The sequence below is a fragment of the Brevundimonas sp. SS2672 genome, from assembly GCF_059579685.1.
Genome location: NZ_CM184201.1, coordinates 2,246,863 through 2,265,405, shown reverse-complemented (window position 1 = coordinate 2,265,405; position 18,543 = coordinate 2,246,863). Strand labels below are relative to the sequence as shown.

General features: G+C 63.5%; 22 protein-coding genes and 2 tRNA genes. 17 read left to right on the top strand and 7 right to left on the bottom strand.

Annotated features, from left to right (window positions below; translation table 11 throughout):
- Positions 1–45 precede the first annotated feature (45 nt).
- The 6 genes from AC52GN_RS11330 (at position 46) to AC52GN_RS11305 (ending at position 3,359) form a co-directional block, all read left to right on the top strand.
- On the top strand, positions 46–1,452 hold the full coding sequence (locus AC52GN_RS11330; protein WP_496527109.1) for a M28 family peptidase: 1,407 nt from the start codon (positions 46–48) through the stop codon (positions 1,450–1,452).
- A 10-nt stretch (positions 1,453–1,462) separates the two neighbouring features.
- Positions 1,463–1,547 (top strand) — tRNA-Leu (locus tag AC52GN_RS11325).
- Between the two features lie 587 nt (positions 1,548–2,134).
- Positions 2,135–2,551, top strand: a complete 417-nt coding sequence (locus tag AC52GN_RS11320) for a hypothetical protein (RefSeq protein WP_496527108.1) — start codon at positions 2,135–2,137, stop codon at positions 2,549–2,551.
- A gap of 17 nt (positions 2,552–2,568) precedes the next feature.
- Positions 2,569–2,739, top strand: a complete 171-nt coding sequence (locus AC52GN_RS11315) for a phage tail assembly chaperone (protein WP_496527107.1) — start codon at positions 2,569–2,571, stop codon at positions 2,737–2,739.
- Positions 2,740–2,944: 205 nt separating this feature from the next.
- Positions 2,945–3,151 carry a hypothetical protein gene (locus AC52GN_RS11310; protein WP_496527106.1) on the top strand — a complete coding sequence of 69 codons (207 nt, stop codon included), beginning with the start codon at positions 2,945–2,947 and terminating at the stop codon, positions 3,149–3,151.
- A 10-nt stretch (positions 3,152–3,161) separates the two neighbouring features.
- The gene (locus AC52GN_RS11305) at positions 3,162–3,359 is read left to right on the top strand and encodes a hypothetical protein (protein ID WP_496527105.1); all 198 of its coding nucleotides are present in this window, start codon (positions 3,162–3,164) and stop codon (positions 3,357–3,359) included.
- 137 nt (positions 3,360–3,496) lie between these two features.
- Here AC52GN_RS11305 and AC52GN_RS11300 read toward each other — a convergent pair whose 3' ends face one another.
- A complete protein-coding gene (locus AC52GN_RS11300) occupies positions 3,497–3,748 on the bottom strand; it encodes a hypothetical protein (protein WP_496527104.1) in 252 nt (83 codons plus the stop codon).
- 276 nt (positions 3,749–4,024) lie between these two features.
- A complete protein-coding gene (locus tag AC52GN_RS11295; protein WP_496527103.1) occupies positions 4,025–4,318 on the bottom strand; it encodes a PraA/PraB family alkane oxidation protein activator in 294 nt (97 codons plus the stop codon).
- Positions 4,319–4,711: 393 nt separating this feature from the next.
- Here AC52GN_RS11295 and AC52GN_RS11290 point away from each other — a divergent pair, with 393 nt between their 5' ends.
- Positions 4,712–5,098 carry an ImmA/IrrE family metallo-endopeptidase gene (locus tag AC52GN_RS11290; RefSeq protein WP_496528805.1) on the top strand — a complete coding sequence of 129 codons (387 nt, stop codon included), beginning with the start codon at positions 4,712–4,714 and terminating at the stop codon, positions 5,096–5,098.
- A 39-nt stretch (positions 5,099–5,137) separates the two neighbouring features.
- On the top strand, positions 5,138–6,217 hold the full coding sequence (locus AC52GN_RS11285; protein WP_496527102.1) for a hypothetical protein: 1,080 nt from the start codon (positions 5,138–5,140) through the stop codon (positions 6,215–6,217).
- Here AC52GN_RS11285 and AC52GN_RS11280 read toward each other — a convergent pair.
- A complete protein-coding gene (locus AC52GN_RS11280) occupies positions 6,191–6,730 on the bottom strand; it encodes a Pycsar system effector family protein (protein WP_496527101.1) in 540 nt (179 codons plus the stop codon). The genes AC52GN_RS11285 and AC52GN_RS11280 overlap by 27 nt on opposite strands.
- Positions 6,731–6,839: 109 nt before the next feature.
- On the opposite strand from AC52GN_RS11280, the gene AC52GN_RS11275 reads away from it, so the two are divergent.
- From AC52GN_RS11275 to AC52GN_RS11235, 9 genes are all read left to right on the top strand, one after another.
- Entirely contained in the window at positions 6,840–7,271 is a 432-nt protein-coding gene (locus AC52GN_RS11275) for a hypothetical protein (RefSeq protein WP_496527100.1), read from the top strand.
- Positions 7,272–7,300: 29 nt separating this feature from the next.
- Positions 7,301–7,528 carry a phage tail length tape measure family protein gene (locus AC52GN_RS11270; RefSeq protein WP_496527099.1) on the top strand — a complete coding sequence of 76 codons (228 nt, stop codon included), beginning with the start codon at positions 7,301–7,303 and terminating at the stop codon, positions 7,526–7,528.
- A gap of 124 nt (positions 7,529–7,652) precedes the next feature.
- Positions 7,653–7,767 (top strand) — tRNA-Leu (locus AC52GN_RS11265).
- Between the two features lie 585 nt (positions 7,768–8,352).
- Positions 8,353–10,056, top strand: a complete 1,704-nt coding sequence (locus tag AC52GN_RS11260; RefSeq protein ID WP_496527098.1) for a sodium:solute symporter family protein — start codon at positions 8,353–8,355, stop codon at positions 10,054–10,056.
- A gap of 12 nt (positions 10,057–10,068) precedes the next feature.
- Positions 10,069–10,200, top strand: a complete 132-nt coding sequence (locus tag AC52GN_RS11255) for a putative transporter small subunit (RefSeq protein WP_291776856.1) — start codon at positions 10,069–10,071, stop codon at positions 10,198–10,200.
- A gap of 111 nt (positions 10,201–10,311) precedes the next feature.
- A complete protein-coding gene (locus AC52GN_RS11250) occupies positions 10,312–12,006 on the top strand; it encodes an alkaline phosphatase family protein (RefSeq protein WP_496527097.1) in 1,695 nt (564 codons plus the stop codon).
- Between the two features lie 158 nt (positions 12,007–12,164).
- Positions 12,165–13,631 carry a pyruvate kinase gene (gene pyk / locus AC52GN_RS11245; RefSeq protein WP_312219815.1) on the top strand — a complete coding sequence of 489 codons (1,467 nt, stop codon included), beginning with the start codon at positions 12,165–12,167 and terminating at the stop codon, positions 13,629–13,631.
- Positions 13,632–13,640: 9 nt separating this feature from the next.
- Positions 13,641–14,681, top strand: coding sequence for a DNA adenine methylase (locus AC52GN_RS11240; RefSeq protein WP_343828754.1), 1,041 nt, complete (start codon positions 13,641–13,643; stop codon positions 14,679–14,681).
- 111 nt (positions 14,682–14,792) lie between these two features.
- Positions 14,793–14,915 (top strand): hypothetical protein, encoded by a 123-nt coding sequence (locus AC52GN_RS11235; RefSeq protein ID WP_312219813.1) that lies wholly within the window; start codon positions 14,793–14,795, stop codon positions 14,913–14,915.
- A 9-nt stretch (positions 14,916–14,924) separates the two neighbouring features.
- Here the strand turns inward: AC52GN_RS11235 and rnhB are convergent, their stop codons facing one another.
- The 4 genes from rnhB to AC52GN_RS11215 form a co-directional block, all read right to left on the bottom strand.
- On the bottom strand, positions 14,925–15,575 hold the full coding sequence (rnhB, locus tag AC52GN_RS11230) for a ribonuclease HII (protein WP_496527096.1): 651 nt from the start codon (positions 15,573–15,575) through the stop codon (positions 14,925–14,927).
- Between the two features lie 116 nt (positions 15,576–15,691).
- Positions 15,692–16,702, bottom strand: a complete 1,011-nt coding sequence (locus AC52GN_RS11225; RefSeq protein ID WP_496527095.1) for a DUF4350 domain-containing protein — start codon at positions 16,700–16,702, stop codon at positions 15,692–15,694.
- Positions 16,703–16,847: 145 nt separating this feature from the next.
- Positions 16,848–17,453, bottom strand: coding sequence for a DNA-3-methyladenine glycosylase I (locus AC52GN_RS11220; protein ID WP_496527094.1), 606 nt, complete (start codon positions 17,451–17,453; stop codon positions 16,848–16,850).
- A gap of 86 nt (positions 17,454–17,539) precedes the next feature.
- On the bottom strand, positions 17,540–18,511 hold the full coding sequence (locus AC52GN_RS11215) for a TraB/GumN family protein (protein WP_496527093.1): 972 nt from the start codon (positions 18,509–18,511) through the stop codon (positions 17,540–17,542).
- Positions 18,512–18,543 lie beyond the last annotated feature (32 nt).

The following is an 18,543-nucleotide window of genomic DNA, read 5'->3' as shown; positions in this document are numbered from 1 at the left end:
CATTGTTGAGTTGGGGAGGCGCACTTGTCGTTCAATGCTCGTCTTATGGCCGCCAGCGCTGTGGCGCTCGGCCTGATCGCCACGCCGGTTCTGGCCCAGGACGCCGGGACCATCCGCGCCGCCGAACAGGTGCGCGACCAGGCGCTGAAGGGCAATATCGCCCTCGACTACGTCACCCAGATCACCACCCGCTTCGGCCCGCGCCCAGCGGGCTCTCGCGCCGAGCAGGACGCCTCCGCCTGGGCCGCCGACTACATGCGCGCGCACGGCTTCCAGAACGTCCGCATCGAAACCTTCCCCCTGGTCGGCTGGGAGCGGGGCGAGGAGAGCGCTGAAATCCTGGGCGCCCGGCCTCAGAAGCTGGTCGCCGCCGCCCTGGGCCACTCCATCGCCACCCCCGCCGAGGGGATCGAGGCGGACGTCGTCTTCTTCGACGGCCTGGATGCGCTGCTGGCGGCGGCCGCCGGATCGCTGAACGGCAAGATCGCCATGGTCGACGGCGGCCAGATGGTGCGGATGCAGGACGGCTCGGGCTATGGTCCCCTGTCGCGTCTGCGCAGCCAGGGGCCGTCCGAGGCCGCCAAGCGCGGCGCCGTCGCCTTCATCATGCGCTCGGCCGGGTCGGACGAACACCGGATGCCGCACACCGGCACCACCCGCTATGTCGACGGCAAGGTGCCGCTGCCGTCGTTTGCGCTCAGCGCCCCGGACGCCGATCAGGTAGCGCGTCTGGTCGGCATGGGCGAGACGGTGCGCCTGCGCCTGAAATCCACCGCCCGCACCTATGAGACCGTCAGCCAGAACGTCATCGGCGACATCGTCGGCGCCTCGCGTCCGGACGAGATCATCGTCCTGGGCTCGCACATGGACAGCTGGGATCTGGGAACCGGCGCCATCGACGACGCGGCGGGCGGCGCCATCACCCTGGCGGCGGCCAAGCTGATCGCCGAGCAGGGCCGACCGGCCCGTACGGTTCGTGTGGTCCTGTACGGCTCTGAAGAGGTCGCCCAGCCGACCGACCACGGCAACGGCGGCGGCGCCTATGTCCGCAACATCGGCGCGGGCGTCGAGAAGCACGTCGTCGCCGGCGAGAGCGATTTCGGCGCCGACCGCGTCTACGCCCTCGGCCTGCCGCCCGGTTCGCAGAACACAGACTTCGCCAAGATCGCCCTGCGGGTCCTGCATCCCCTGGGCGTGCTGCCGGGCGAGGCGGAGCTGTTCGGCGGCGTCGACATCGGCCCGCTGGCCCAGGCGGGCGTTCCGGTCTTCGGCCTGCGCCAGGACGGCACGCGCTATTTCGACCTGCACCACACGGCCGACGACACCCTGGACAAGATCGACCCGGCCCAGATGACCCAGAACGTCGCCGCCTGGGCGGCCCTGGTGCGCCTGATCGCCGATTCAGATGTGGACTTCCGGGCCGCCCGTGCGGCACAGGAGGCCAAGCGCTGAGGCGCACGCCGCGAGCGTGGCGGAACTGGTAGACGCAAGCGACTTAAAATCGCTCGACTTCGGTCGTGCGGGTTCGATTCCCGCCGCTCGCACCATTAATGTTTTCAATGGGTTATGCCCGTTGGGGCGGGCGAAAAGGGCCTTTTGGTCTCTTTTCGCCACCCCATTGAATTATCACACCTTTCCGACAGCTTCCGAATACTCCCGCGCACTCCGAGCGCCGCGAGAGCGCAGCAATGTTCGTCAGGCGTTCCCTTGGCTGATGATCTCGTTCGCTGGCCTGCGCGATGGCATCGTCTTCGTCTTCGTCACGCCAAAGGTGGCTGTAGGTGTCCATCGTCATTTTGAGCGTGGCGTGGCCGGAGCGTCGAACCCGCCGAGCGGTCGAAGTTGATCCAGTCTGCTTGACGATGTCGTCCAACAATCCCTGGATCATCGGCGCGCGCAGTTCTGAAAGGCGCTTCCTGGCGATCGGATGAGGCTTTACGTGAGTGTCTAGAATCGACTGATAGCCATTGACCGTGGTGGCGCGCCGGTCACGTCAGAAGACTTCAGCGAGCCATCGACACCGACATCCACGAAGTCCCGGCCGAAGCGGGCACGCCGTAACGCCACCTTCCAGCTCTCCCCTATAACTCAACGGTCGGGTCGCGCCCGGCCGTCCTTTTGACAGGACACCATCATGGATCTCTCCACCCTCGACACTGCCGAACTGGCGAACCAAGGCGCGCTTCTGGAGCTGCGCGATCCTGCCGGCAATCCGGTGCTCCAGGAAGACGGTTCGCCCGTCACCCTTACGCTGTTGGGTGAGGACTCCGACGTCGTCACTCAGATCAACAACCGCAATGCCAACCAGTTTCTCCGCGGGACGGCCGGTTCTGGCCAATCCGTCACAGCCGAGATGAGCCGCACAAACGAGATCAACAAGTTCGCCGTCGCCCCCGTTGCTTGGAGCGGCATCGTGGTTGATGGCGAGCCTGTGAAGTTCTCTTCGGATGCAGCAAAGGCCCTCTACCGTCGCTTCCCATGGATCCGCGACCAAGTCCGCGCCTTCATCGGTGATCGGGCAAATTTCACGAAGGCCTCGCGGAAGAGCTGATTGCCTACGCGGGGGCGGTGCAGGCGAACAAGCGTGAACTGCCTCCGTTTCCGCGCCCTCTTGAACACGTCTGGCGCTGCTATGCCAGACTGGCTGCGACGCGGCCGGTGGCTCCAGTGATCGCGCCAATCAGCTATTTCGAAATCGAGGCCTTCAACCGATCTACCTGCGCAAGCCTCTCCCCTTGAGACGTTCTGCTCATTCGTCGGATCGATGACCACGCCCGCGCTATCGCGCTCGGCGAAGCGAACCCCACCAGTCAGATCAACGCGCGGAACGGCAAGGGTATAGCCGGGATGCTTCGGGGCCTGGCGGCCCGTAAAAAGCAGAAAGGTGACGCCGCTGCGACGCCATGACAGGGGCGACCGTTCCATTTCACGATAGGCTACAGAAATGACGGAAACTCTGAACGACGGCCATTGGGTCGAAGCCCTACACGCAACGCACATGGCTGAAACGATCGTGGAAACTCATGTCCGCCAACATCCGGCGATCGCACAGACGCCGGAATTAGCGGCTAAGGCCGACGCCGTGCTGGAGGCCCTGGGGGAGCTGTATCAGGCAGTAGGTCAGGCGGCGCCGGAGTCTGGCCGTGAATGAGCCTACAGTTGTGGGGGCTGTCATCGTCGCCTTGGCGCTGGCCGCATTCGTGGTGGCGGCCTGGAAGGTCTCATCGTGGCTGACGCGCAGGGGCCATGTGGTGCGCCCGCTCACGATGATGGATCATCACATGACGCAGATCGAGAAGCGATCGGCCCAGGATCGATCCAAGCAGGCAGCGGACCGGGGCACGAAGGAACAGCCCTAAGTTCGCTTCCCCAAGGCGATCACCATGACCGCGGCCGATCCTTACGGGTGCCCTTTTCTCCTCGACACCACGAAAAAAGCCCCTCGACATTGGCCAAGGGGCTTTCATCTGAACGAGCTGATCAGGCGCGGATCAGCTTAGGGACACATGGAGTAGGTCGTCCAAACCGAATAATCGTAGTTGGTCGTATCCCCGTAGGATAGGTCGGGGCTGTTGCAGTAGAGCTCCGTGTAACCGACGGGCTGGCCGCCGCGAATGTAGGTGATGACGGCCCAGGGCTCTTCCATCGCTACAGCGGCTGACGCGCTGGTCGGAACAAGAGTTGTGGCGCCGATCGCTGAAGAGGCGACCAAAGCCGCGGCAAGGGCGAGATGCACGATTTTCTTCATGGGTATTCCTCCTATGAGCCTTCCTCCCGAAGGCAGGGGAACGATCATAGGTTGTGCAGTTAAATACCAATGATCTTTGTGTGATCGGCGGGGCCATGTCTGAGGAGGGGTGGGCGTTAGATCGAGAAGTTCAGATTTAAATTACCGTCCAACTTGCACGGTATAGTGCTGGGGAATGCTGCGGGCACTGTCTCATTGAAGAGGCGCAAAGTCCCAGAACTCATCTGAACGACTACATCGCCCCTACAAGATCCGCTGGTTGTGAACATATGGATGTTAACTTTCACATAGGACGAGTTTCCTGGAATAGTTTTCACTGTCCATTTTAAATTCTGAAGTCGATGCGCAATTTATGCCCCCGCTAAATTTCACTGATGTGAATTCGGCAGTGCTTGAAGTTAGAATGTTTCCGCTCAACGATGTTGCGCAATAGTTCGACCCAAGAGGGCTTGTCACATGCAGAGTCCCAGCGCCTGTGGCTGGCCCTGAGCTCGGAGTGAAGGATTGGGCAAGTGCCGGCGTAGCGGAAAATAGCAGCGCCGATAGCGCCAAGGCAGGAAGCTTGGTCATTGCGAGATCTCCGTTCGGATAGCCTGATAGTGACGCTACCGTTAATAGTCCGTCTGTCAACTAACGGGGTTATGCAGGAGGTTGCCGGGAGATCACCATGACTGAGGAAGAGGCGAGGGGTGGCCCGCAAGTCGTAACCAAATCAACAGGTTGCCTTGGTCAATAGGAACAAACAATAAACATTAGCGTTTTGCTAACCGAAACGGTAACATAATTCGCTGAGAATCACGCTTGGGCAGACATGATCGCACGCGCCGGATATCGAGAAGCGGAGCCGTCCTGGCTAACAAAGCCTGTGATCCACGGCTTCGCAGAGGACGTGTCGTCCAGCCTCAACTATAAACCGGAAGCGGACCTCTCAGCGTTGGTGGAGAGCTTGGGGGGCGAGTTCGTATTGAAAATACTCTCCTCGAAGATCCAGAGCAATCGGGCAGTCTGTTTGTAGACGGTCCTGCAGATTTCACGATCATCGTTCCTTCTCACACTAGCCTGCTGCGTGATCGATTCACGGTTGCCCACGAGTTGGGCCATTATTACGTCCATTACGTATATCCGAAGCACATCGGTTCCTTGAGTGCGGACCGCATTATGGCTCTTCGCAAAGGAAGTAACCGGATAGAGTGGGAGGCAAATTGGTTTGCCGCTGCATTCCTCATGCCCTCCGCATCGTTCAAGGCTTCTTTCATGCGGAATGGGAGTGATGTTGCCCTAACTGCGAGAGAATACAACGTGTCTCGACGGGCAGTTGAGGTGCGTGCCCAGGATTTAAGGCTCCTCTAGTCTGCGATGGAGGGCTATCCAGAGTTCTTAAAGCCGAGATTGCGCCTGTTCCTGAGCGCTGACATCGTTGGCTCGACTGCGCTAAAGCAGTCTCCCCGTAGCATCGCGAAGGCCAGTAGTGAGTGGTTTCCGGTAATCCAAGGATTTTACCTGGAAACCCAGCGAGAGTTCTCGAAGGCTTGGGAAGCGGCCGAGCGGGAAGATCAATCACGAACGCCTTGGGGCCCCAAACCAGAGCTTTGGAAAGTGATCGGCGATGAGATCGTCTTCGCCAAACACCTGACGGATAACCGTCAACTGGCCTGCACGCTTTCAGTCTGGCTAAAGGCCGTGGACATGGCGCGCGCATTCGTAAAAACGATCGATCCTAGGCTTGACGTTAAATGTACAGCCTGGACCGCAGGCTTCCCTGTAATGAACAAGGAAGTTGTAGTTGCGACCTCGGCTACGGCTGATATATCGGAGCTTGTAAATTACTATAAAGATAGCGGCGGGATCCTAGAGCGTCGTTATAGTGGCGATAATGTAGACGGATTTACTGTAGATTATGTTGGTCCATCTATTGATATCGGATTTCGACTAGCTACCCAAGCAACTGCCAGGAGGTTCGTTGTTAGTGTCGGCGTAGCCTACATACTTTCTATGACGAACAGGCCGGCGCACGACCATAATCGCCTGCCCGCCCTTCATTATGCAGGCGCCACACCCTTGAAGGGTGTCTTTGGCGGGGCAAGTTATCCAATCTTTTGGCTCGACATGGCCAAAGAGGGGGAGTTGGAAAGGCTTGAGGACAAGCTTCTGGTGCCTCGAACCACCACGAACGATGACATCCATAAATTTTGTGCGCAGTTCTTTTCTGTGACTAGTGCCTACACTTTTCCGCCGTTTATCTTCTCCGAAACGGAGGCGCAGATTACTGTGTGGCCCACTGATTATGAAGAGAAGCTTGCGGCGTTGGCCGAGAACTACGCGTTTGAAGTTCTGCCTGATAAGGAATCAGAAGAAGAGGCGGAAAAGCAATCAAGCCCTACTGATGAGGCTGGTCAGCTAGATCCGAAGGTTGCAATCAGCCAAATTGTAAGCTTGGCGGGATCAAGAGCTGGGGATGAAGCTCAGTAGGATTGAGGCGTAGTTGATCACGACAAAAGTCAGTAATGACAATGTTGCGAACCACGATCCATATTTGAACATGCGAAACTTGTCCCGCGCAATCTTGCTATTCACTACGATCTGGTCGCAGAGATCGCGATGATAATTTGCGGGCGTTTTGTATAGATATTTGACGTGATTGAAGTATTGCTTATCTAGGTCAGCAATGTCGCCGTAAAATAAAGTGTTGAAACGGTGAGTGGGTGCGATAGCCGATAGCGCAGGGATACGCGGCACCAGAGATCGTATTGCGAAGACAATAGCGAATACGAGCAAAAGAGTAGAGATCGCCAATGCTACTTCAGTGTGGTCGCCAACCTCTCTGCCGCTAAACGCAAGGCCGCCCATTGCGAGAAGCCAGGCGGAGCAGAAGGTGAGCAGCGCGGCATTTTTGGTTTCAGCGAACTTCAGCCAGTCCACAGTGCGGGACAATGTGTCCTTCAAGATAAGCTCAAATTTCTCGTCGCCTAAGTTGACCTGCACAACGTGCCTCCCACCAGTTGGCGGTGTTTGTCAGATCGACGTTCTTTAGTCACCCTGAACAGAATTCGAACAAGGCTCGCTCCGGCGGGCCTTTTTCTTTGGAGGCTCCATGGCTGACCTTGCCGAGCTGGGCATTCGTATATCTTCGGAAGAGGCCGCGGTTGCCGATCAGCGCCTGGATTCTCTCGAACAGTCGGCTGTGTCGGCCGAGCGCGCCACAGACAGTCTGTCCGTGGCTGCGCGAGGGCTCGGCAATGCTCTACTCCCGACGCTCACATCCATTGACGCTTCCGTTCGCGAACTGCTGGAGCTTCAGCGAGTTCAGCAAGGTGTGGTCGGGGCGTCGGTCCAACAGGTCGCTGCTACCCAGGCGGTGGCCCGGGAAACAGCAGAGGCGACGGCCGCCGTCAGCTTCTACAGCGCCAGTTTTCGCACTGTTCAGGACACAATGGGAGGGGCGGCGGCGGCGAGGATTGGGGAGCGGCGGTGGCCCAGGCCGACGCTCACGTGCTCGCTTACCGCCAGCATCTGGAAGGCCTGAACGACACACTCGTCCAGCAAGACGCTCACATGACAGCCTATCGTACGCACCTTGCCGAAGTGCGGTCTGGATTCCGCCTGACCGCGAACGAGGGGCTCAATATGTCCCGGCAGATAGCGGATATTGGCGTGCAGGCTTCGATGGGCGCGAGCTTGTTGATGATTGCAATTATGCAAGGCCCGCAGCTTTTCGAAGTCTTTCAGATGGCGGCGATCCGGGCTGGCATCTCGATCCGCGCGGCGACGAACTGCGTCTGATCGACGACCTTGCGCGTGATGCCGGACAGGGCATGGCGTCGGCGTTTGGCGAGTCAATTGTTCCGCCTTTGTTCTCATCAGGGGCGGCCGGCCGATCCGGCTATTCGAGAGGACTAAAAATCGTGCGAGCGCCGTGAGAGCGCCGCGTTCCCGATATGCGCTTGAAATCCCTCAGGGCCTTGGCGACTTAAAATCGCTCGACTTCGGTCGTGCGGGTTCGATTCCCGCCGCTTGCACCACTATCGGCCGGACGTGATCCGGCTCTGCCCATAAGACGACTGCGTCTATGAGGCCGTTTCAGCGCCTGCGTTCGTGAACGCAGGCGTTTTGCGTATTCGATCGGGCCTGGGGCGGCGCCGCAAGCCAGCGGGGGCGTCGCTCTGCCGACGCTGGATGAATACAGCTTTCGTCCTTTGCCGAATTCTTCATGCTGATTTGGTATTCATTGCGATAAAAGTATAGATTCTCATGAATATGATTTCAGTCGATATTCAATGCCTTTTAGATCGTGATGAATGATCGTGAGTTTCTCCTCCTTTCATTTTAGTGAAATGAGCCGAATTTCTGTCAAGCCTACCGCATTGCACAAAAACTTTATCTCGGCTTTGCCGTTGGTGTATTAAGGTCTCTTCTCGTGGCTTGAGGGGTTTGGCCGCGCCGGCGCGCTCGACGCGCCTTTCATTGCGCCGGGCATTCATGTCGGGCGCGAACGCAACCGTGACATTCCGTCTGCCTGCGCCTGTGGCGCGGCGGCGTCTTTGCGGCTGCGCGGATGGCGGGCCGGGGGCTCGCCGGAAGTAGAAGAGACAGGAGCGCAGGCGCGCGTGGACGACGTACAACTTCAACAATTGGGCGGGCCGCTGACGGTCGGCCTCCTGGTGCTGTTTTTCGGCCTGACCATGCTGATTTCTCTGAGGATCAGCCGACGCAAGGAAAACGCCGACGCCTATATGACGGCCGGGAACGGCATCGGTCTGGGCGTCTCGGCCGCTTCGATGACGGCGACCTGGATCTGGGCGGCGTCGATGTATGCGTCCGCCACCTCGGGCTATGTCTACGGCATATCGGGGCCGATCCACTATGGGTTGTGGGGGGCGTTGATGATCCTGTTCATCTACCCCTATGGCCGCCGCATCCGCGCCGTGGCGCCGCGCGCCCACACCCTGGCCGAGGTCATGTACGCCCGGCACGGCCGTTCCAGCCAACTGATGCTGGCGGGGTCCAACATCCTGGGCAGCGTCATCAGCCTGACGTCCAACTTCATCGCCGGCGGCGCCCTGATCGCCATGCTGTCGCCGTTCAGCTTCAGCCAGGGCATCGTCGTCATCGCGGGCGGCGTGCTGCTTTACACCCTGTGGTCGGGGTTCCGGGCCTCGGTGCTGACCGACTTCATTCAGGTGTGCGCCATGCTGGGCGCCGTGGTGGTGGTCATCCCGGCCATCTTCTTCGCCATGGGCGGCCCGGCCGTCTTTGTTGAGGGCGCGTCCAACCTGACGCCGCAGCAGACCAGCTTCTTCTCGTCCGACGCCTTCCTGAACCAGGGCGCGCCCTATATCGCCGCCGTCCTGGCCTACGCCATCGGCAACCAGACCATCGCCCAGCGCCTGTTCGCCGTGCGCGAGGACCTGATCAAGCCGACCTTCATCACCGCCACCATCGGCTATGGGGCGACGATCATCGGCATCGGCATGCTGGGCGTCGTGGCCCTGTATGCCGGGATCAATCCGATGGAGGGCGACCTCAACAACCTGATCCCGCAACTGGCCGGGACCTATTTCGGGCCGGTGCTGCTGAGCATCTTCTTCATCATGATCATCGGGTCGCTGGCCTCGACAGCGGACTCCGATCTGTCGGCCCTGTCGTCGATCATGATGGCCGACGTCTATGGCCGGGCGGGCAAGCGCAAGGCCGATCCGCGCCTGATGCTGACCGTCGGGCGGGCGACCATGGTCATCGCCACCGGCGCGGCCCTCTATTTCGCCGGAGCCCGCATGAACATCCTGGACCTGCTGGTCCTGGTCGGCGCCATCTGGGGCGCGCTGGTCTTCCCCGTCATCGCCAGCTTCTATTGGGAGAAGGTGACCAACAAGGCCTTCACCGTCTCGGTGCTGGCGGCGCTGGCGCTCTTCTTCCCCGTGCGGTTCGGCTGGATCCCGATGGACGGCGCGGTCGGCTATGTCTTCGATGTCGTCGCCGTGGTCGGCGTCGGCGTGGTCGCGGGCCTGATGACCTTCGGCTTCTTCGGCGCGCGCCTGGCGCGGATCGTCGGGGTGATCGCCGCCCTGGCCGTCGCGCCCTTCGCCATCGGCTTCCTGCATGATTATGCCGTGCTGAGCGGTTCGCTGATCGCCTATGCCGTCAGCACCGTGGTCTGCACCGTCATGTCCCTGTCCAACCGGACCGGCTTCGACTTCTCGCGCATCGCCCGCATGACCGGGGACTTCGACGTGGAGGAAGGCGAAGACCTTGCGACCGCGTCGGCGCGCGCAGCGATCGGCGCCGAACAACAGCTTCCTCAATCCCGCTAACAGGAGATCGCCATGAGCGCCTTTTGGCTCACCGCCTATGTTCTGATGTGGCCCGTCATCGTCGCGGGCGTGCTCGCCTTCATCGCCCGCGCCTTCTTCCGGGAGTGGCTGGAGGCCCGCCGGCGTGGCGAGCCGATGATCTGAAGTCCCGAGGGAGGCTGCGGCCTCCCTCTTTTTTCATGGCCGCGCTGTCTTGGCCCCGTCATGGCGGCGGCGTAGGGGTTCGATGACCTTATGCTTCGCTTGGTGTTTCCGATGATCCGCAGCCGCCTTCTCGCCTCCGCCCTGGGCCTGACCTTGGGCCTCGTCGCCGTGAACGCAGCCGCGCAGGCGACGGAGACGGCGGCCCAGCCCGCGATCACGGCGCCGGCGGCCGAACGGGCCTCGCCCTCGCTGATCGTCACCGTGGTGGTCGACCAGTTGAGCGCCAATCTGTTCAATCAGTACCGCAGCCAGTTCACCGGCGGGCTGAAGACCCTGGCTGATCAGGGCATGGTCTCGATCAACGGTTATCAGACCCACGGCGTGACGGTGACTTGCGCCGGGCACTCGACCGTCCTGACCGGCGCCCATCCGGCGCGCAGCGGCATTCCGGCCAACGACTGGATCGACACGACGACGGGGCAGGAGACTTATTGCCTGGCCGCGCCGCAGAACACCCTGGCCCACGGCAAGAACACCGACAACGGCCCGGTCGGCCCCGAGCAGTTGAGCGCCTCGACCCTGGGCGACTGGCTGAAGACGGAGAGCCCGGAAAGCCGCGTCTACGGCGTGTCGGGCAAGGATCGCGGCGCCATCAACCTGGCCGGACACAAGGCGGACGGCGCCTTCTGGCTGACGGACAATTTCGGCTTCACCACCTATGTCGAGCCGGGCCAGTCGGCTGAGGCGCGTCTGGCCCCGGTGACGGCCCTGAACGCCCGCATGATCGACCGCTTCACGCGAGAGGCGCCCAGCTGGACCTATTCCAACGCCGCCTGCCGTCGTCTGGAAGGGCGGTGGACCATCGCGGGCCAGACCTTCGATTCCAAGGTGCCGCCGGCCGACTTCCGCCTCGACAACTCGCCCATCCTGGACGAGCTGACGATCGAGGGCGCAATCGAACTGCTGGACAGCCAGCAACTGGGCCGTCGCGGCGTCACGGACATGCTGGGCGTCAGCCTGTCGGCCACGGACCGGATCGGCCACAGCTACGGCACCCAGGGGCCGGAGATGTGCGAGCAGATGCTGCGTCTGGACGCGGCGCTGGGCGTTTTCCTGGACAGGCTGTCGACCATTCCGGGCGGCGCCATCGTCGTTCTGACGGCCGACCACGGCGGTTCGGACTTTCCCGAGCGTTCGGCGGTCGAGGGCTATCCCGACGCCGGCCGAGTGGACCGCGCCCTGCAACCGCGCGTCAACGCGGCGCTGAAGGCCCGCTTCGGTCTGGACGCAGATCCGGTGGTGTCCTCGGGGGGCGGCTTCGTCATCGTCGACAAGGATCGCAAGTCGCTGGCCGAGCCGCTGCGTTCGCAGGTTCTGGCCGCGGCGATCGAGCTGCTGAACGGCGAGCCGCAAGTGGCCCTGGCCGTCGCCCGCGACGAACTGCTGGCCGAGCCGGTTCCGGCCTCCGACAATCCAGAGGAGCTGTCATTGCGCCAGCGCCTGCGCCTGTCGGCCGTGGCGGGCCGTTCGCCCGACATCCTGCGCGCCTGGCAGTCGGGCCTGACCGGCCAGGGCCGCGTCGGCGGCGCCATCTCCAGCCACGGCTCGCCCTGGGATTACGACCGCCGCGTGCCCATCGTCTTCTGGTGGCCGGGCGCACAGGGGCAGGAGCGCTTCCTGCCCATGCGCACCATCGACATCGCCCCGACCCTGGCCAATCTGATCGGGGTCAAGCCGGACGCTCCGATCGACGGTCGCTGCATGGATCTGCCCCAGTTCGCCAAGGGCCGCTGCGAGACGAAGTAGGCTGGAGTGCGGCCGTAACTTCGTGTTTCGCGGTCATAAACTCGTGTTTCCGCGCCGGGGGGCGCTCTTACGCCTCCCGCGTTTCATTGGCACAAAGGGCTGAGAAGCGCTTCTGAGGGGAGGCGCCGGCCGTCAGAGCCATAAGAGGAAACCCGTTCATGCAAAGAGCCCGCCGCGCGCGCATCGTCGCGACCCTTGGACCCGCCAGCCGCGCGCCGGGAACGGTCAAGGCGCTGGCCCAGGCGGGGGTGGACGTCTTTCGCCTGAACTTCAGCCACGGCTCGCACGACGACCACGCCGCCGCCTTCAAGGCCGTGCGCGGGGCCGAGATGGCCCTGAAGCGGCCGCTGGGCGTCTTGGCCGACCTGCAGGGGCCCAAGCTGCGCCTGGGCCGCTTCGCCGATGTCGAGATCGAGGTGAAGCCGGGCCACACGATGCGTTTCGACCTGAATCCGGCGCTCGGCGACGAGACGCGGGTGCAGATGCCGCATCCGGAGATCTTCAAGGCGTTGCGCACCGGAATGCTGCTGCTGCTGGACGATGGCCGGGTGCGGCTGCGCGTGGGCGAGCGCACCGACGAATGGTGCGACGTCACGGTCGAGAGCGGCTCGAAACTGTCGGACCGCAAGGGGGTGGCGGTGCCCGAGGCGGTCATCCCGGTCTCGGCCCTGACGCCCAAGGATCGCGAGGACCTGGCCTTCGCCCTGCGTCTGGGCGTCGACTGGGTGGCCCTCAGCTTCGTGCAGAAGGCCGAGGACATGGCCGAGCTGAAGCAGATCGTCGACGGCCAGGCCGCCTGCCTGGCCAAGATCGAGAAGCCCCAGGCGCTGAACGACCTGGAGAGCATCCTCGACTACTGCGACGGCGTCATGGTCGCGCGCGGCGATCTGGGGGTCGAGATGGACCCCGAGGAAGTGCCGGTCGCCCAGAAGAAGATCCTGCGCGCCGCTCGCCAGCGCGGCGTGCCCGCGATCGTCGCCACTCAGATGCTGGAGTCGATGACCAGCGCTCCGGCCCCGACGCGCGCCGAGGCCTCGGACGTGGCCAACGCCGTATATGAGGGCGCCGACGCCCTGATGCTGTCGGCCGAGACGGCGGCGGGCGACTATCCGCTCGAAGCGGTGACCATCATGAACCGAATCATGGAGCGGGTGGAGCGCGACCCCCTGTGGCCGGGCCTGATGGACGCCGATCATGCGGGCATGGACATTCACGACGTCGACGCCCTGGTCGCCGCGGCGAGGAAGGCGGCCGAGGCCTCCTCGACCGCCTGCATGGTTGTGTTCACCACCCTGGGGGGCACGGCGCGGCGGATGTCGCGCGAGCGGCCCCTGCAACCGGTCCTGGCCCTGACGCCCAAGCCGGAGACGGCGCGCCGCCTGGCCTTGGTCTGGGGCCTGGAGCCGCGTCTGGGCGACCAGCCGACCTCGCTGGAAGGCCTGACCGATGACGCCGTCGAGGCGGCCATGCTCTATGGCCTGGCCGAGCCGGGGCAGCGCATCCTGATCCTGGCGGGAACGCCTTTCGGCGCGCCCGGCGCGGCGAATCTGTTGCGTCTGGCCCATGCTCCGGCCCATGCTGCGCCCCGCAGCGGACAAGGGGCGAAGCGCGCCCGCAGGACCTGACGGGACGGAATGATCAAATACATCGGCTCAAAGCGCGCGCTTCTGGGCCAGGTGATCGGCGCGGTGCGAGCGGCTCAGCCGCAGGGCGGGACGGTCTGCGACCTATTCTCCGGCACCGCGCGCGTGGGCCATGCGCTGAAGCGCGAGGGGTTCCGCGTCTGGTCCAATGATCACAACGCCTATGCCCACGCCCTCGCCACAGCCTATGTCCAGGCTGATCGCGAGACCTGGGCCGAGCGAGCCGAGGCCGTGCTGGCCGAACTGCGCGCCGTGGCGCCTGCGCCGGGCTGGTTCACCAGGACCTATTGCGAGGAGGCCCGCTTTTTCCATCCCGACAACGGCGCCCGCATCGACGCCATGCGCGAGCGGATCGAGGCCATGGGGCTGGAGCCCGAGTTGAAGGCGGTGGCTCTGGTCGCCCTGATGGAGGCGGCCGACCGGGTGGATTCCACGGCGGGCCTGCAGATGGCCTTTATGAAGCAGTGGGCGCCGCGCGCGCTGAAGCCGCTGGAGCTGCGCCTGCCGGACCTGTTGCCCGGCGTGGCGGCCGGGCCGTGCCTCGCCACCCAAGGCGACGCGGTCGAGATGGCGGCCGAGGTCGAGGCGGACCTCGTCTATCTGGACCCGCCCTATAACCAGCACTCCTACCTGGGCAACTACCACTGCTGGGAAAGCCTGGTGCTGTGGGACAAGCCGGAAACCTATGGCGTGGCGCGCAAGCGGGTTGATGTGAAGACACGCAAGTCCGCCTTCAACTCCAAGCCCGGCATCGGCCCGGCCCTGCAGACCGTCATCGAACGGCTGAGGGCGCCGAACCTGATCGTCAGCTTCAACGACGAGGGCTATCTGACCCGCGACGACCTGACCGCCATGCTGTCGGCGCGCGGCCACGTCCAGGTGGTCGAGATTCCGCGTCCCCGCTACGTCGGCGCCCGCATCGGCATCCACAATCTGAAGGGCCAGAAGGTGGGTTCGGTCGGCCGGCTGAGAAATGTGGAATATCTCTTCGTGGTCACCCAGCAACCTGTGGAGTTGCCGGTCGCGGCGTGACGGGAACGAAAGCCGGGCGCTCGCCGTTTTGGCCGTATGCGTACGCTTTCCGGTCTTCCTCCCGCCGCTTCTCGCTTTGATTCTCGAGGTTTCGACGCCCGAGGCGAGACCTTGCGTCCGGCCCGTCCGTCGCTTCGGCGCGGCCGCGGGCTGGACAATTGGACCATCCTGCTGATCGGCGCGATCGTGGCCGGCCTGATGGGGATGCTGCTGGGCGGCGCCCTGTCGGTCTGAGTCTTCCGCCTACGCCGCGTCCAGCAGGGCCTTGATCGGCGCCCAGCTGCGCCGGTGTGCGGGGCAGGGGCCCAGCGTCTGCAAGGCCTTCTGGTGGATCGGCGCATTGTAGCCCTTGTGGCTGGCGAAGCCGTAGCCGGGATAGACCGTATCCATCTCGATCATCAGCCGATCGCGCGCCGTCTTGGCCAGGATCGACGCCGCCGCGATGGACAGGGACAGGCTGTCGCCCTTGACCACGGGGGTCACGGCGCAGGGCAGTTGGAAGCGATAGTTGCCGTCCACCAGGGCGTGCGCCGGCGGATGGGCCAGGGCCTCGACCGCCCGCCGCATGGCCAGGCCGGTGGCGTGCAGGATGTTCAGCTCATCGATTTCCTCGACCGAGGCGAAGCCGACGCCCCAGGCCACGGCGCGGCTCTTGATCTCGAGCTCCAGCGCCGTGCGGCGCTTTTCCGTCAGGGCCTTGGAGTCGTCGATGCCCGACGGCAGGTCGTCGGCGTTCAGGATCACCGCCGCCGCCGACACCGGCCCGGCCCACGGCCCGCGCCCGGCTTCATCCACCCCGCACACGTGACCGTTCCAGGTCGCACGCGCCTCCAACTCCAGCATCAGGGTGGGCAAGGGGCGGTCGGTCTTGGCGGGAACGGTACGCGCGAGCATTGGGCGTCAGTGCCACGAACCGGGGCACGGGGGAAGGCGGTCGTAGGGTCTCGTTGTTTCGTGAGAAGCGGCTGTGTCGAGTGTCAGCTGTGGGTGGGAAGCGGAAGTCAGGGTTCCTAGTCAGCGTGGCCTAGAGGAAGCACTCCTGAAAGCCAGCGAATGACATTCAGGGCAAACTGCTGATTGTCGTGCCCGTCATCGGTGTTCAAGCCGAAGCGGAAAGGTTCTCCTTCTGGCTGGTCTGGGAAGTGGAGGATTTGCGCCGTAAGCATTGCTGCCTCGCCAAGCACGACGACGCGCCCTTGGCCGAACGAAAACGCCAGGCCCTGGGCCGGCAGCGCCGGACGCGACAATTCGGCGAACACATCTATGGCCGGCTCGCCATCTCGTATTCTTCGAGAAATTTGGCCGAGAGTAGGCTGATCGACGGCTTCGCGTGCTGTCTCGTTGAGCGCCAGCAGAACCGCAGAACCCAGCGGCCCCCGAAGCGATTGGCCGGTGTAGGTGTGAACCCATTTGACCTGCTCTGCGCTGTCCCGGCCCGAAATAATCGGATGAACACCTAGGCCGCTGCCATGAAAATCCAGATTTGACGTGATGCCGTCGTCGGTTTGCTCAAACGCATACCCCTTGCCCATGGTCACACCGAAACGGGCCGCTAGCCTCTCTGCAGCTGTGCCGTGAGGCGCGTGGTCGGCGACCAGAAGCAGCGAGCCGCCACGATCCACCCAGGCAGCCACGGACTCGATTTCGGGATACGTGAAGGCGGACGACCGTTGCGAGCCGTCATCCGGCGATGCGGCGTTCGACACGACCAAGATGGTCACGTCCTCAAGAGCACCTGCCTGATCGAACGCCTTGTGTCCCGCCTCGACGAGATACCCATCGGCTCGCAGCAAGGCGGCAAATCCCGCGTAGCGACCATCGATCGTTTGACGGCTTCCGTGGGCGGCATCCAGAACTACGCGCGGGCCTTCGGCGGCTGGATAGGCGGGACGGACGACGCTCGGTCGCCAGTTCAAATCACCCGCCTGCTCCTGCGCCCTGGCTTGTCCGAAGCAGAGTCCGGTCAGACCCAATGCAAGCGTTGCCGGCACCAAGGCGGTGAGAAATTTGCCACGATCCACTTCGCTTACCTCCCCCGACCGCTCCCTGTACCCGGGACATCACCGTCGGCACGGAGGTCTAGCGGTCTGCTTTCATGCCGTAGCCTGAGCAGACCACGACGGGGTCTGCAATGGGTCGAAAGCCGACAACTGCAGGTGGCGGAAATCAGACGTTGGGATTTTCACCAAGCTGAACCTCTCCATGCCGGAAGCACATCGTCTGGTGGTCGTTCACCATGCCCACCGCCTGCATGAAGGCGTAGGTGATGACCGGGCCGCAGAACTTGAAACCGCGCGCCTTCAAGGCCTTGGCCATGGCGAGGCTTTCGGCGGTCTGGGTCGGGGCTTCGCGGAAATGGTCCCACTGGTTCACCAGCGGTTTGCCGTCGACGAAGGACCACAGCCAGGCCGAGAAATCCTCGCCCTTGTCCCGCATGTCCAGCCAGATGCGGGCGCCGTTGACGGCGGCGTCGATCTTGGCGCGTGAGCGGATGATGCGCGGGTCCGCCAGCAGGCGCGCGCGGTCCGCATCGCCGTAGCGGGCGATGATCTCGGGATCGAAGCCGTCGAAGGCGTCGCGCATCCCCTCGCGCTTTCGCAGGATGGTGATCCAGGCCAGCCCGGCCTGAAACCCGTCCAGCACCAGCTTCTCCCACAGGGCGCGGGGATCGTATTCCGGCACGCCCCATTCGGTGTCGTGATAGGCGATGTAGAGCGGGTCCGTCGTCCCGCACCAGCCACAGCGCCCCTCGGCCTTTTCGGATTCGGTCATGGCGCGATGTTGCTGCAATGTTCTGGAGGCGCAAGCGAAAAGGCCCGACGTTTCCGCCGGGCCTTCATGGGGTGCTGCAGGGCGTCCTACAGCCGCTCGACCGTGAACCCGCGCGCGGTCAGCATGTCGATCACGCTGTCCTGATCCATCAGATGGGCGGCGCCGACGGCGACGAAGGCCGTGCCGGAGCCTTTCATCATCGTCTCGATCTGGTTGGTCCAGTCGGCGTTGCGATCGATCAGGGCGGCGCGGTGGATGTCTTCATGCACGTCGCGGGTGTTGGCGCGGTTGAGGCGGCCCGTTTCGGCGGCGTCGCCCTCCAGCCAGGCGGCCACGGTTCCATCCAGATTGGCGACGATGCGATCGGTGTTGCGGACATAATGGTTCAGATAGGCGATCTGGGCTTCTTCGCTCATGCCCGCGATCAGACGCACCTGGATGTCGGCGGTCTCGAAGCCGTGCAGCGCCTTGCCCTGGGCTCTGGCGCGATCCATCAGCGTCTTGTCGACGCCCGCCTCGGGCCGATAGCCCGCATCGGTCGGGCCGGACATGGAGATCATGAAGGCCGCCAGCCAGGGACGATAGGCGTCCAGGGCCGCGCCCGACGCGCCGTTGGCCTGGGCGATCTTGTCGAAGGCGGCGAAGTCCTCAGCCGACAGGACCGACGACAGGGGGCGGGACGGATCGACGCCGTACTGCTGGATCACCGGCATGACCACGGCCTGGTCGTCCTGATCGGCGATCTCGACCCAGATGTCCGAGGCGCTGGCGAAGGCGGCGTCCACCTTGTCGGAGCCCCAGGCCGTGCCGGGACGCAGCAGATGGACAGTGCCGAACAGATAGACGGTGGAGTCCGCATCCTTGACCACCCACAGCGGCGGGCCGGCGCCCTCGGCGCGGGGGATGGGGGCGACGGCCGGGACAGGGATCGTCGGTTCGGCGTGGGCGGCGCCGGGCGCGGCGGCCAAGGCGGCGGAGGCGGCCAGCGCCGCCAGAAGGCCGGCGGCGAAGCGCGAGACATGGTTGGCCGATTGGCCCATGCGGTGAGCGAGGGTCATTGCAAAGTCCTTGGTTTTGAGAGGTTTGTCTG

Bases quoted from the DNA above. Each gene is read 5' to 3' on its own strand.
- AC52GN_RS11240 (WP_343828754.1), top strand. From the start codon at position 13,641: ATGATCAAATACATCGGCTCAAAGCGCGCGCTTCTGGGCCAGGTGATC.
- AC52GN_RS11275 (WP_496527100.1), top strand. From the start codon at position 6,840: ATGGCTGACCTTGCCGAGCTGGGCATTCGTATATCTTCGGAAGAGGCC.
- AC52GN_RS11310 (WP_496527106.1), top strand. From the start codon at position 2,945: ATGACGGAAACTCTGAACGACGGCCATTGGGTCGAAGCCCTACACGCA.
- AC52GN_RS11255 (WP_291776856.1), top strand. From the start codon at position 10,069: ATGAGCGCCTTTTGGCTCACCGCCTATGTTCTGATGTGGCCCGTCATC.
- AC52GN_RS11330 (WP_496527109.1), top strand. From the start codon at position 46: ATGGCCGCCAGCGCTGTGGCGCTCGGCCTGATCGCCACGCCGGTTCTG.
- AC52GN_RS11320 (WP_496527108.1), top strand. From the start codon at position 2,135: ATGGATCTCTCCACCCTCGACACTGCCGAACTGGCGAACCAAGGCGCG.
- AC52GN_RS11220 (WP_496527094.1), bottom strand. From the start codon at position 17,453: ATGACCGAATCCGAAAAGGCCGAGGGGCGCTGTGGCTGGTGCGGGACG.
- rnhB (WP_496527096.1), bottom strand. From the start codon at position 15,575: ATGCTCGCGCGTACCGTTCCCGCCAAGACCGACCGCCCCTTGCCCACC.
- pyk (WP_312219815.1), top strand. From the start codon at position 12,165: ATGCAAAGAGCCCGCCGCGCGCGCATCGTCGCGACCCTTGGACCCGCC.
- AC52GN_RS11300 (WP_496527104.1), bottom strand. From the start codon at position 3,748: ATGAAGAAAATCGTGCATCTCGCCCTTGCCGCGGCTTTGGTCGCCTCT.
- AC52GN_RS11295 (WP_496527103.1), bottom strand. From the start codon at position 4,318: ATGACCAAGCTTCCTGCCTTGGCGCTATCGGCGCTGCTATTTTCCGCT.
- AC52GN_RS11270 (WP_496527099.1), top strand. From the start codon at position 7,301: ATGACAGCCTATCGTACGCACCTTGCCGAAGTGCGGTCTGGATTCCGC.
- AC52GN_RS11250 (WP_496527097.1), top strand. From the start codon at position 10,312: ATGATCCGCAGCCGCCTTCTCGCCTCCGCCCTGGGCCTGACCTTGGGC.
- AC52GN_RS11215 (WP_496527093.1), bottom strand. From the start codon at position 18,511: ATGACCCTCGCTCACCGCATGGGCCAATCGGCCAACCATGTCTCGCGC.